At 76.4% G+C, this 12,416-nt stretch carries 8 protein-coding genes and 4 pseudogenes; 3 read left to right on the top strand and 9 right to left on the bottom strand.

Features of this window, described 5'->3' with window-relative positions; genetic code table 11:
* Positions 1-1,033, top strand: a pseudogene (locus MW084_RS07705) (regulator); the annotation flags it as partial.
* A 69-nt stretch (positions 1,034-1,102) separates the two neighbouring features.
* Here MW084_RS07705 and MW084_RS07700 read toward each other — a convergent pair.
* The 3 genes and pseudogenes from MW084_RS07700 to MW084_RS07690 form a co-directional block, all read right to left on the bottom strand.
* Positions 1,103-2,386 (bottom strand): NAD(P)/FAD-dependent oxidoreductase, encoded by a 1,284-nt coding sequence (locus MW084_RS07700; RefSeq protein ID WP_010469236.1) that lies wholly within the window; start codon positions 2,384-2,386, stop codon positions 1,103-1,105.
* A 421-nt stretch (positions 2,387-2,807) separates the two neighbouring features.
* A pseudogene (locus MW084_RS07695) lies at positions 2,808-3,162 on the bottom strand (DUF1731 domain-containing protein); the annotation flags it as partial.
* A gap of 9 nt (positions 3,163-3,171) precedes the next feature.
* Positions 3,172-3,704, bottom strand: a pseudogene (locus tag MW084_RS07690) (NAD-dependent epimerase/dehydratase family protein); the annotation flags it as partial.
* Positions 3,705-3,765: 61 nt separating this feature from the next.
* Here MW084_RS07690 and MW084_RS07685 point away from each other — a divergent pair.
* The gene (locus tag MW084_RS07685; RefSeq protein ID WP_010469238.1) at positions 3,766-4,260 is read left to right on the top strand and encodes a GNAT family N-acetyltransferase; all 495 of its coding nucleotides are present in this window, start codon (positions 3,766-3,768) and stop codon (positions 4,258-4,260) included.
* A gap of 153 nt (positions 4,261-4,413) precedes the next feature.
* On the opposite strand, the gene MW084_RS07680 is transcribed toward MW084_RS07685, so the two are convergent.
* The gene (locus MW084_RS07680) at positions 4,414-4,674 is read right to left on the bottom strand and encodes a hypothetical protein (protein WP_010469239.1); all 261 of its coding nucleotides are present in this window, start codon (positions 4,672-4,674) and stop codon (positions 4,414-4,416) included.
* A 204-nt stretch (positions 4,675-4,878) separates the two neighbouring features.
* On the bottom strand, positions 4,879-5,397 hold the full coding sequence (locus MW084_RS07675; RefSeq protein ID WP_010469240.1) for a DUF4240 domain-containing protein: 519 nt from the start codon (positions 5,395-5,397) through the stop codon (positions 4,879-4,881).
* Positions 5,398-5,506: 109 nt separating this feature from the next.
* Here MW084_RS07675 and MW084_RS07670 point away from each other — a divergent pair, with 109 nt between their 5' ends.
* Entirely contained in the window at positions 5,507-6,451 is a 945-nt protein-coding gene (locus MW084_RS07670; protein WP_010469241.1) for an SDR family oxidoreductase, read from the top strand.
* 56 nt (positions 6,452-6,507) lie between these two features.
* Here MW084_RS07670 and MW084_RS07665 read toward each other — a convergent pair whose 3' ends face one another.
* From MW084_RS07665 to sucB, 4 genes and pseudogenes are all read right to left on the bottom strand, one after another.
* A complete protein-coding gene (locus tag MW084_RS07665; protein WP_029553352.1) occupies positions 6,508-7,485 on the bottom strand; it encodes a helix-turn-helix transcriptional regulator in 978 nt (325 codons plus the stop codon).
* Positions 7,486-7,576: 91 nt separating this feature from the next.
* Positions 7,577-10,270 (bottom strand): pyruvate dehydrogenase (acetyl-transferring), homodimeric type, encoded by a 2,694-nt coding sequence (aceE, locus tag MW084_RS07660; protein WP_010469243.1) that lies wholly within the window; start codon positions 10,268-10,270, stop codon positions 7,577-7,579.
* Positions 10,271-10,568: 298 nt separating this feature from the next.
* Complete coding sequence (locus MW084_RS07655; RefSeq protein ID WP_029553353.1) at positions 10,569-11,192, bottom strand: GntR family transcriptional regulator; 624 nt, start codon at positions 11,190-11,192, stop codon at positions 10,569-10,571.
* A gap of 145 nt (positions 11,193-11,337) precedes the next feature.
* Positions 11,338-12,278 (bottom strand): annotated as a pseudogene (gene sucB / locus MW084_RS07650) (2-oxoglutarate dehydrogenase, E2 component, dihydrolipoamide succinyltransferase); the annotation flags it as partial.
* Positions 12,279-12,416: the final 138 nt, after the last annotated feature.

Here is a 12,416-nt window from a genome sequence, read left to right as displayed (position 1 = left end):
GGCCCGTACCGGCCGGGGCGCTCCCGGCGCCGCCCGCCCGGCCGAGCCGCCTTGCGGGACCCCGGCGCGCCCGGCCGGCGCCGCCTCCTTCTCCCCGCCGCGTCCGCGCGGCACCGAGGGCGGGGCGGGGCAGCGCGTCACCGCCGGGGACGTCGCGGCGCTCCACTCGGTGTGCGAGCTGTTCCGCACGCTGGACCACGCGCACGGCGGCGGCCATGCCCGGCAGGCCCTCGTCCGGTACCTGGAGCACGAGGCGGAGCCCATGCTGCGCGGCGGCTACGGCGACTCCGTCGGGCGGCGGCTGTTCGGCGCGGTCGCCGACCTGACCCGGCTGGCCGGCTGGACGGCGTACGACATCGCCGCGCACGGGCTGGCCCAGCGGTACTTCGTGCAGGCCCTGCGGCTGTCCCAGGCGGCGGGGGACCGGGCGTACGGTTCGTACGTCCTCGCCACGATGGGCCGCCAGGCGGTGTACCTGGGACACGGCCGGGAGGCCGTGCAGCTGGCGCGCGTCGCCCAGCAGGGCGTCGGCTCGTCGGCGCCCCCCGTCGTCCAGGCGCTGCTGCACGCGGCGGAGGCGCGGGGCCACGCCCTGCTGGGGGAGGCGCGGGCGTGCACCTCGTCGCTGGTGCGCGCCGAGCGGGCGCTGGAGGGCGCCCGTTCCGGCGAGGAGGTGCCGTCCTGGGCGCGCTCCTTCGACGAGGCGCGGCTGGCGGACGAGTTCGCCCACTGCCACCGGGACCTGCGGCAGTACCGGGCCGCCGCGCAGTACGCGGAACGCGCGCTCCAGGCGTACGCGCCCGGGTACGCGCGCAGCCGTACGCTCTGCCGCGTCGTCCTGGCCACGGCCCGCCTCGCCCTCGGCGAGCTGGAGCAGGCGTGCGCGCTGGGCCTGGAGGCGGCGCGGCAGGCCGCCGAGATGCGCTCGGCCCGCGCGGTGGAGTACGTCCGCGACTTCGAGCGCCGCCTGGACGCCCACCGCGACGCCCCGCCGGTCCGCGCGTACCGCGAGCGCACGGCGGCGCGGGACTGACGAACGCGCCCGCCGCCCCGGGCGGCCCGCGGGGCCCCTCCCGCCAGAGGGGCCCCGCCCGCCGCCCGGCTACGCGGCCTCGGCGCGCGTGGACGCCTCCTCGACCGGGAGGCCGAAGTCCTGGAGGATCGCCTGGGCCGCGCGGCGGCCCGAGTGGAGCGCCCCCTGCGGGGAGCTCACGTCCCGGTGGTCGCCGCACACGTACAGGCCCGCCAGCAGCCGCACCGGGCGCCGCAGGTCGTGCGGGACGGGCATGGCCGGCACGGCCTCCGGGTCGTGCCGCACCGCGAGGAGCTCCCAGTCCGCCGTCCCCGTGCCGTACAGCGCCGCCAGGTGCCGCCGCACCCGGGCGTCCAGGTCGTCCGGGGGCGTGCCGAGCACCGTGGACGTGACCAGCGCCCGGCCGCGCGGCGCCCGCGCCGGGTCCACCTCGCTCATCACCGCCGTGTGCGACACCGGGCCCGACCGGTCCGCGTCCAGCAGCAGCGCCGGTGCCGCCAGGGGCGCGGCGGGCGCGGCGTGGTGGAGGACCGTCACCGGGTGGAACGCCGGCACCCGCAGTCCCGGCAGGAGCTCCGCGGCGGCCCGCGCCCCCGTCGCCACGACCAGCGACCGGCAGGTGAACTCCCCGTGCTCCGCCGTGGCCACCCGGCTGATCGACGCCTCCTCGACCCGCACTCCCGTGCGGACCGTCCCGGCGGGCAGCGCCTGCGCCATCCGCTCCGGCAGCCGTGCCGCCCCGCCCGCGGGGACGCACAGCCGCCCCCGGGCGAACCCGCGCAGGGCCAGGTCGGCGCACCGGCTGGAGGTGGTCAGGTCGGGGTCGCCGAGCAGGGCGCCCAGCAGCGGCCGGAGGAACGCCGTGGCCGCCCGCGACGACGGCCCGCGGCCCGCCAGGGCCTCCGACGCGGGGCGCTCCGGGCGGGCCAGCAGCCGGTCCGTGGGGGTGTCGGCGAGGCGGGCGAGCGACGCGCCGAGGCGGGCCTGGTCCAGCGGGCGCGGGCCGCCCGCCAGCGCCCGGGTCAGCGCGGATCGCGGACCGCCCCGGACCTCGCCGGTGCGGTACAGCCGGCCGGCGCCGTGCACCAGCACCCCCGGCTGGAAGAGCCGCAGGGTGCCGGAGTCCGCGCCGGCGAAGCGGCGCAGCTCCGGGTACGACGTGTTGAGCAGCGGGCTGGCGCGGTCGAGGCGGAACCCGTCGACGTGGTCGGTGGCCATCCGCCCGCCGACCTCCGGGGCGGCCTCCAGGACCCGCACGGTCAGTCCGGCGGCGGTCAGGTGGTGGGCCGCGGCCAGGCCCGCGAGCCCGGCCCCGACGACGACGACGTCCGCGTGGTCTGCGGTACTGAGCACGTGACCCTCCCCGGGTGACGGTTCGGTGCGTGGGCGGCTCATGCCCCGGACGGGCCTCGGAATACCCCCGTACGGGGCCGGGACACCTGGTGCGGCACCAGAGCGTAGGTCTACCGGCCGGTAGGGGGAGTCGCGCGCACGGGGGAGCACCGAAGCACGGAGGTCGCACGGGTGTGCTACTCCGGCCACGCGCCGCCGGGCGCCGGGCGGGCCGCGGGNNNGCGGGGAGGCNCCCCTGCGGNCCGCCCTNNGAGAGAGTGGNGNNGGAGAACGGCGAGGTCGCCCCGCCCGCGCCGCGGGGCCGCGTCGGCGTCCGGTGGAGCGCCCGGGCACGGGCCCGGGGAGGGCGAGGGGCCGGAAACGAGCCGGGGCGCCGCTCCCGGCCCGGCCCGGAACCCCGCCGCCGGGCCGGGGGAGGAGCCTAGAGGGCGGCGCGGATCGCCGACTCCACCGTCGGGAAGGCGAAGCGGAACCCCGACTCCAGCAGGCGGCGCGGCAGCACCCGCTGGCTGCCCAGGACGTCGTGGGCGAAGTCGCCCAGGGCCAGGCGGAGGGCCGGCGCCGGGACGTGGAGGACCGCCGGACGGCGCAGGACGCGGCCCATCGCGGCCGTCACCTCCCGGTTGGTGACCGGCTCCGGGGCCGTCAGGTTCACCGGCCCCGCCAGGTCCGGGGTGTCGACGAGGTGCCGCAGCGCCGCCACCTCGTCGTGCAGCGCGATGAAGCTCCAGTACTGCCGCCCGTCCCCCAGCCGCCCGCCCAGCCCCGCGCGGGGCNGNNCGGGNACAGCCGCCCCACGCCCCGCCCCGCGCGGCCACCACCAGGCCCGTGCGGGCGTACGCCACGCGGACGCCCGCCTCCTCGGCCGCCGCGGCCGCCTCCTCCCACTCCACGCACACCGACGGCAGGAACCCGTCGCCGGGCGGGGCCGACTCGTCCACCGCGCGCGTGCCGGTGTCGCCGTAGTACCCGAGGGCCGTCCCGCAGACCAGTACCTCCGGCGGTGCGTCCAGCGACGCCACCGCCTCCGCGACGGCGGCCGTGCCCAGCACCCGGCTGTCGCGGATCTCCCTCTTGTACGCCTCCGACCAGCGCCGGTCGCCCACCCCGGCGCCCGCCAGGTGCACCACCGCGTCGCAGCCGACGAGCCCGGCCGTGTCCACGTACTGCCGCTTCGGGTCCCACTCCACCTCGCCGGCGCCCCGCGCGGGGCGCCGCACCAGCCGCACGACCTCGTGCCCGTCCGCGCGCAGCGAGCGCACCAGGGCGGAACCGATCAGGCCGCTCGCACCGGTGACGGCGATCCGGCGGCGGGGGGNGNNNGGGACTGCGGGGGAAGGGGCATGACCACATCCTGCACCCGTGGCACAGTGACGGCCATGAGCCCGCCCCCGATCCGCCCCGCGCGGCCCGGCGACGCCGAGGCCCTCGGCCTGCTCGACCGCGCGACCTGGTCGCCGCTCCACGCCGTGCTGCCCCGCCCCCGGCCGCCGTTCGCCCCGTTCTTCGACGCCGACCGCCGGCCGGAGGACCACCTCGTCGCCGACCCCGGCGACGGCCCGGTGGGGTACGTCCGCCTCGGCTTCCCCACCCCCCTCGCCTGCAACCGCCACGTACGGCAGATCCAGGGCCTCGCCGTCGCCGAGTCCGCCCGCGGCCGGGGCGTCGCCCGCGCCCTGCTGCGCGCCGCCTGCGACGAGGCCCGCCGCCGGGGCGCCACCCGGATCACCCTGCGCGTCCTCGGCCACAACACGCCCGCGCGCGCCCTGTACGCGTCGGAGGGCTTCGCCGTCGAGGGCGTCCTGCCCGGGGAGTTCCTGCTGGACGGGAAGTACGTCGACGACGTGCTCATGGGCCGGTCGCTCGACGCCTGACGGGACGGCGGGGGACCGCCGGTCTGACGGGACCGGGCGCCGGGGCCGCCGGGTCCTTCGCGCGCCGGAGGCGGCCCTGCGCCGGAACACGGCTCGGCCCGCCGTCGCGAGCGGCCGTCGCGGCGGGGCCCCGGCGCGACGCCGCGCAGGCCCTCAGACGCCCAGGAAGCCGACGAGGAGGACCGGGTAGAGCACGCCCAGCGCGCCGGTGGCGAGACCGACGGCGCACCGGCCCCGGGCGACTCCCCGGCCCAGGCCGAGGAGGCCGAAGGTGACGGCGAGGCTGCCGGACAGGAGCGGGATCGCGATCCCGAGGAAACCGGCGAACACGGCGCCGAGCAGGGCCAGGACGCCGAGGGCGAGCGAGACGGGGCCGTAGAGGGACGCGGGGCCGTCCTCGGAACCGGTCGCCATCTCGGGCTCCTCACAGGGTGATTCGGCCCTCCGGGCCCACGGGACGGGATCCCGCACCCGCCATCATCGCACCGGCGGGTGCGCCGCCGGTGCCGGGCCCCGGTGGCCGGGCGCGGCGAGGGTCCCGGCCGGACCCGGTCCGCGGCACCGGCCGGCGGCGCGCCCGGCGACCGGTTCGGCGGGGGTGTCCCGGGGCTCCGGCTCCTAGCCCCCGAAGCGGTCCCACAGGCGGGGCAGGCGCTCCGCGAGGGCCCGGTCGTCGTCCACGTCGAGCGGGACGCCCTGCGGCGCGGGCGGCGGCGGGGCCAGCCCCAGGCCGGGCGTCTCCGCGCCGGTGAGCGCCTCGTGCGCCTCGTCCGCCGCGAAGCCCAGTTCCGCGCCGTCCCCGTCGACCGCCGGGTCGAAGTCCTCCAGCAGTTCGGCGAGCGACTCCGGGTCGTGCACGGCCCCCTCGAACACCCGCCGGCCCTGCCCGATCAGCCAGCACCGGAAGTAGTCGAACGCCTCGTCCGGGGCGCCGCCCAGCAGGATCGCCGCGGCGGCCCGCAGGTCCCAGGTGTCCGCGCGGTTGTAGCGGGCCTCGAAGTGCCGGGCGAAGTCGACGACGGCCTCCGGGTCGAGCCGCACCAGGCGCTCCACGAGCAGCTCGGCGTGGTCGTCGGGGTCGCCCCCCGCGGCCTCGCGGGTCGAGTCGACCAGCTCCCAGAACTCCGTCTCGTCCATCACGGGACCAGCATCCGGCGCGACGGGAACCGGCGCACCCGGAGGACCCGCCGCGGGTGTCCCGGGAAATCCGACAGGAGGTGTCGGATATCGGTGGCACGGTCGCCCCATGACGACGAACACCACCACCCAGGAGAACCGCCCGCTCGACGGCAGGGTCGCGCTCGTCGCCGGCGCCACCCGGGGCGCGGGCCGCGCCATCGCCGTCCAGCTCGGCGCCGCCGGCGCCACCGTCTACGCCACCGGGCGCACCACCCGCGACCGCGTCAGCGAGGTCGGCCGGCCCACCGAGACCGTCGAGGAGACCGCCGAACTCGTCACCGCCGCCGGCGGCCGGGGCGTCGCCGTCCCCACCGACCACCTCGTGCCGGAGCAGGTGCGCGAACTGGTCGCCCGGATCGACGCCGAGCAGGGCCGCCTGGACGTGCTGGTCAACAGCTGCTGGGGCGGCGACCACCTGCTCCTGCCCACCTGGGACGCCAAGATGTGGGACATCGACCTCGACCTGGGCCTGCGCATGCTCGACCTCGGCGTCCGCACCCACGCCATCACCAGTGCCGTCGCCCTGCCGCTGCTGGTGCGCCGCCCGGGCGGCCTGGTGGTGGAGATGACCGACGGCACCGCCGAGACCAACAGGCGCTTCCGCGAGCAGTTCTACTTCGACCTGGCCAAGACCGCCCCGCTCCGGATGGCCTTCGGCCTCGCGCACGACCTGGAGGACGTCGGCGGGACCGCGGTGGCCCTCACCCCCGGGTTCCTGCGCTCCGAGGAGATGCTCGACCACTTCGGCGTACGGGAGGAGAACTGGCGCGACGCCTGCGCCCAGGAGCCGCACTTCGCCATCGCCGAGTCGCCGGTGTACGTGGGGCGGGCCGTCGCCGCCCTCGCCGCCGACCCGGACAGGCACCGCTGGAACGGCCGCTCCCTCGACAGCGGGCAGCTCGCCAGGGAGTACGGCTTCACCGACGCCGACGGGTCGCGGCCGGACGCCTCGGGGTACTTCCGGGACGTCGTCTTCGGCGGCAGGGACGCCTCCGCCGACGACTACCGCTGACCGGGCGCCGGCCCCGCGGGGCCGTCCGGCGCGACCGCCGCCGGCCGGCCCCGCGGCTACCGCCGGCCGTGTCCGTACAGCTCCGCCATCCGCGCCGCCGCGTCCGCGAACCGCTCCCGCAGCGAGTGCGGCCGGAGCACCTCGACCTCCGCGCCCAGCGCCAGCAGCTGCCCGAACGCCACCTCCTCGGACTCCACCGGCAGGGTCACCGTCACCCGGCCGGCGGAGTCCGGGGGGCCGGCCGCCTCCAGCGCCTCCCGCGCCGCCGCCCGGTCCGTGACGTGCGGCAGGCCGCGCGCCCCGGCCTCCGTCAGCCGCACCACCGCCTCCGCGCGCAGCAGCGACCGCGCGAACCCGGCGGCCCGCTCCTCCCAGAACCCCGGCAGGTCGAACCCCTCGTCCCGCTCGAACCGCTCCCCGCACGGCACGACCCGCGCGAACCGGTCCACGCGGTACACCCGCACCGCGTCCCCCGCCCGCGCGCACAGGTACCAGACCCCCGCCTTCAGCACGAGCCCGTACGGCGCGAGCCGCCGCTCCACCTCGCCGTCGGCCCGCCGGTACGCCGCGTCCACCAGCCGGTCGTCCCACACCGCCTCCGCGATCACCGGCAGCAGCTCCGGCGTCCGGGGCTCCCGGAACCAGCCGGGCGCGTCCAGGTGGAACCGCTGCGCCGCCGTCCGCGGGGCGTCCCGCAGCGAGGGCAGCAGCGCCGCCGACACCTTCAGCCGGGCCGCCGACGCCGCGTCGTCCAGCCCCATCTCCCGCAGCGCGCCCGGCACGCCCGACAGGAACAGCGCCTCCGCCTCGCCGCGCGCCAGACCGGTCAGCCGGGTCCGGTAGCCGCCCAGGAGCCGGTAGCCGCCGCCGCGCCCCCGGTCCGCGTACACCGGGACGCCCGCCTCGGACAGGGCCAGGGCGTCCCGGGCCACCGTCCGCTCGGACACCTCCAGCTCCCGGGCCAGTTCGCCGGCGGTCATCGACGGCCGGGACTGGAGCAGCAGCACCATCCTGATCAGACGAGCGGCACGCACCCCGCCATCATGCCGGGTGGCGGGAGCCGGCGCGGCCGTGCCCCCGGTCGCCGGAGCGGCCGGGGGCACGGGTGCCGGAAGGGGGCGGGGCCTACAGGCCGTACCGGTCCCGGGCGTCCTTCACCGAGGAGACCGGGACCTCGCCGCGCCGGGCGAGCTGGGCCAGCGCGGCCACGACGATCGACGGGGCGTCCACGCCGAAGTGGCGGCGCGCCGCCTCGCGGGTGTCCGACAGGCCGAAGCCGTCCGCGCCCAGCGACGTGTAGTCCTGCTCGACCCACTGCGCGATCTGGTCCGGGACCTGGCGCATGTAGTCGCTGACGGCCAGCACCGGGCCCGGGGCGCCGTCCAGCGCCCGGCGCACGTACGGCACGCGCTCCTCGCCCCGCAGCAGCGCCGCGTCGGCCTCCAGCGCGTCGCGCCGCAGCTCGGTCCAGGAGGTCGCGGACCACACGTCGGCACGCACGCCCCACTCCTCGGCCAGCGTCCGCTGCGCGTCCAGCGCCCAGTGGATCGCCGTGCCCGAGGCGAGGAGCTGGATGCGCGGCGCGCCCTCGGCGCCCGTCCCCTCCCTGAACCGGTACAGGCCCTTGACGATGCCCTCGTCGATGCCGGGGACGGCGGGCTTGGCGGGCTGCGGCACCGGCTCGTTGTAGACGGTCAGGTAGTAGAAGACGTCCCGGTCCTCGCCCGGGGCGCCCTCGCCGTACATCCGGCGCAGGCCCTCCTTGACGATCACCGCGATCTCGTAGGCGAACGCCGGGTCGTAGCTCAGCGCCGCCGGGTTGGTCGCGGCGATCACGGGGGAGTGGCCGTCGGCGTGCTGCAGGCCCTCGCCGGTGAGCGTGGTGCGGCCGGCGGTGGCGCCGACGAGGAAGCCGCGGCCGAGCTGGTCGCCGAGCTGCCACATCTGGTCGGCGGTCCGCTGCCAGCCGAACATCGAGTAGAAGATGTAGAACGGGATCATCGGCTCGCCGTGCGTGGAGTACGCGGTGGACGCGGCGATGAAGTCGGCCATCGAGCCGGCCTCGGTGATGCCCTCGTTCAGGATCTGGCCGTCGACGGCCTCCTTGTAGTACATCAGCTGGTCGCGGTCGACCGGCTCGTACGTCTGGCCCTTCGGCGAGTAGATGCCGAGCGACGGGAACAGCGACTCCATGCCGAAGGTGCGGGCCTCGTCCGGGACGATCGGCACCCAGCGCCTGCCGGTCTCCCGGTCGCGGACCAGGTCCTTGACGAGCCGGACGAACGCCATGGTCGTCGCCACGGACTGCGAACCGGAGCCCTTGTCGAACGCGGTGAACGCCTTCTCCGGCGGGGCGGGCAGCGGCGCGACCGGGTGGACGCGGCGGGCGGGGACGGGACCGCCGAGGGCGGCGCGGCGCTCGTGCAGGTACCGCACCTCCGGGGAGTCGGCGCCCGGGTGGCCGTAGGGCACCTCGCCGTCGGCGAAGGCGCTGTCCGGGACGGGCAGGCCGAGGCGGTCGCGCAGGTCCTTGAACTGGTCCACCGTCAGCTTCTTCATCTGGTGGTTGGCGTTCTTGGAGGCGAAGCCGCTGCCGAGGGTGTGGCCCTTGACGGTCTGGGCGAGGATCACCGTCGGCGCGCCCTTGTGGCCCAGCGCGGCCTTGTACGCGGCGAAGACCTTGCGGGACTCGTGGCCGCCGCGCGAGTGGTGGAAGCACTCGACGATCCTGTCGTCGGACAGCAGCTTCGCCATCTCGGCGAGGGCCGGGTCCTTGCCGAAGAAGTCCTCGCGGATGTAGGCGGCGTCGCGGGTCTGGTACGTCTGGACCTGCGCGTCCGGGACCTCGCGGAGGCGGCGGACCAGGGCGCCGGTGGTGTCGAGCCGGAACAGCTCGTCCCAGGCCGTGCCCCACAGCGTCTTGATCACGTTCCATCCGGCGCCGCGGAACTGGGCCTCCAGCTCCTGCACGATCTTGAAGTTGGCGCGGACCGGGCCGTCGAGGCGCTGGAGGTTGCAGTTGACGACGAAGGTCAGGTTGTCCAGGCCCTCGCGGGCGGCCAGGGCGAGCGCGGCGGTCGACTCGGGCTCGTCCATCTCGCCGTCGCCGAGGAACGCCCACACGTGCGAGGCGGAGACGTCCTTGATGCCGCGGTGGGTGAGGTAGCGGTTGAAGCGCGCCTGGTAGATGGCGGAGAGCGGGCCCAGGCCCATGGAGACGGTCGGGAACTCCCACAGCCACGGCAGCCGGCGCGGGTGCGGGTAGGAGGGCAGGCCGTCGCCGCCGGCCTCCTTGCGGAAGTTGTCGAGGTGCGCCTCGGTGAGGCGGCCGTCGAGGAAGGCGCGGGCGTAGATGCCGGGGGCGGCGTGCCCCTGGAGGAACAGCTGGTCGCCCGAGCCGTCCCCCTCCTTGCCGCGGAAGAAGTGGTTGAAGCCCGTCTCGTAGAGCCAGGCGGCGGAGGCGAAGGTGGCGATGTGGCCGCCGACGCCGTACTTGGAGCCGCGGGTCACCATGACGGCGGCGTTCCACCGGTCCCAGGCGGTGATGCGGGCTTCCAGCTCCTCGTCGCCGTCGAAGCCGTAGCCGGCCTCGGCGGCGGTCGGGATGGTGTTGACGTAGTCCGTCTCCAGCAGCTTCGGCAGCGCCAGACCGGCGCCCTGCGCCCGCTCCAGGGTGCGGCGCATCAGGTACGCGGCACGGTGCGGCCCCGCCGCGGCGGTCACGGCGTCCAGGGACGCCTGCCACTCGGCGGTCTCCTCGGGGTCGCGGTCCGGGAGCTGGTCGAGCTCGCTCGGCTGGATGCGGGTCGGGTCGGTCATGATCGCCGCCTTCCTGAGTCGAAGGGGTGTGGAGCCCTTGGTCTTGGCAGGACAGGGCGAGGGGACTCCCGATGGGGTCCGCCGCCGACTGTAAGGCCGCGATCGATGATCGATCAAAGGGAGAACGGCAAAATCTTATGCCAACGGGCAAAGTCGGCATGGGGTGCCATGTTTCCAGGCACCCCGTGCCGTGTTTTTCAAGGGTGAGAGGTGTGCGCGGGCCCGGAAAGCGCGCGGAACGGAAGCCGGCCCGGACGCCCGGGGCCACGCCCCCCCCGGGCCTCCGGGCCGACCGCCGTCAGGCGCGCGGGGCGCAGCCCAGGACGTGGGCCTTGACCAGCGAGCCGATCTCCGGGTCCCGGCGGCGGAACGCCAGGACGAGGTCCTGGTGCTCCTGGGCGTACTCCTTCTGGACCGTGCCGAGCCAGCGGATCGACAGGGCCGTGAAGACCTCGATCCCCAGGCCCTCCCAGGTGTGCAGGAGCACGGCATTGTGCGCGGCGCGGACCAGTTCGCGGTGGAAGGCCACCGTGTGCCGCACCTGGGCCGTCCCGTCGCCGTGCGCGTCCGCCTCGTACAGCGCCGCGACGTGCGGCTCCAGGGCCGAGCAGTCCCGCGCCAGGCGCTCCGCCGCCAGCTCCGCGGCGATCTGCTCCAGGCCCGCCCGGACCGGGTACGACTCCTCCAGGTCCGCCGCGGTCAGGTTCCGCACCCGGACGCCCTTGTTCGGCGCCGACTCGATCAGCCGCAGGCTCTCCAGCTCCCGCAGGGCCTCCCGCACGGGCGTCTGGCTGACCTGCAGCTCCGTCGCGATGCGCCGCTCCACGATGCGTTCCCCGGGCTTCCAGCGACCGCTGACGATCCCCTCCACGATGTGCTCGCGGATCTGTTCCCGCAGCGAGTGCACGACGGGGGACGGGATGGTCATGGAGGGGGCTCCTTCGCTGCCGCGGCAGCTCGCGCCGCCACCGCCATTATCCCGCCCGGGCGCGCCCGGAACGGCGACGGCGCCCCCGCACCGGGCGACTGCCGGTGCGGGGGCGCCGTACGGGACCCGTCCGCCGCGCCTACAGGCCGAGGTCCACCTCGAACTCGCCGGCCTCCAGGATCGCCTTGACGGCGCCCAGGTAGCGGGCGGCGTCCGCGCCGTCGACCAGGCGGTGGTCGTACGACAGCGTCAGGTACGTCATGTGGCGCACGGCGATGGTCTCGCCGAGCTCCGGGTGCTCCAGGACGACCGGACGCTTCACCGTGGCGCCGACGCCCAGGATGGCGACCTGGTTCGGCGGGACGATGATCGTGTCGAACAGCACACCGCGCGAGCCGGTGTTGCTGATGGTGAACGTCGCCCCGGCCAGCTCGTCCGGGGTGATCTTGCTGCCCCGGACCTTGGCGGCCAGGTCGGCCGTGGCCTTGGCGATGCCGGCGATGTTCAGGTCGCCCGCGTTCTTGATGACCGGCGTCATCAGACCCTTCTCGGAGTCCACGGCGATGCCGATGTTCTCCGAGTCGAAGTACGTGATGGTGCCCTCGTCGTCGTTGATCCGGGCGTTGATGACCGGGTGGGCCTTCAGCGCCTGGGCCGCCGCCTTGACGAAGAACGGCATCGGGGAGAGCTTGACGCCCTCGCGGGCGGCGAAGGCGTCCTTGGCGCGGGCGCGCAGCTGCATCAGCCGGGTGATGTCGACCTCGACGACCGAGGACAGCTGGGCCTGGCCGTGCAGCGCCTTCATCATGTTGTCGCCGATGACCTTGCGCATGCGGGTCATCTTGACCGTCTGGCCCCGCAGCGGGGACGCCTCGGGCGCCTTGGCGGCCGGGGCCGCCTGGGCCGGGGCGGCCGGAGCCGGGGCCTTGGCGGCCTCGGCGGCGGCCACGACGTCCTGCTTGCGGATGCGGCCGCCGACGCCGGTGCCCTTGACGGACGCCAGGTCGACGCCGTGCTCGGAGGCGAGCTTGCGCACCAGCGGGGTCACGTACACGCCCTCGTCCGTCGCCTGGGCGGCGGNNNNGGGCCGGGGCGGGCCGAGCCGGAGCCGGAGCAGGGGTCTCCTGAACCGGAGCCGGAGCCGGAGCCGGAGCCGGAGCCGGGGTCTCCTGCGCCGGGGCGGGGGCGGGAGCCTCCTGCGCCGGCGCAGGAGACCCC

It is taken from the genome of Streptomyces sudanensis, assembly GCF_023614315.1.
Taxonomy (GTDB): Bacteria; Actinomycetota; Actinomycetes; order Streptomycetales; family Streptomycetaceae; genus Streptomyces; species Streptomyces sudanensis.
The sequence above is the reverse complement of the archived record's forward strand: the minus strand, read 5'-3'. Positions and strand labels throughout refer to the sequence as shown.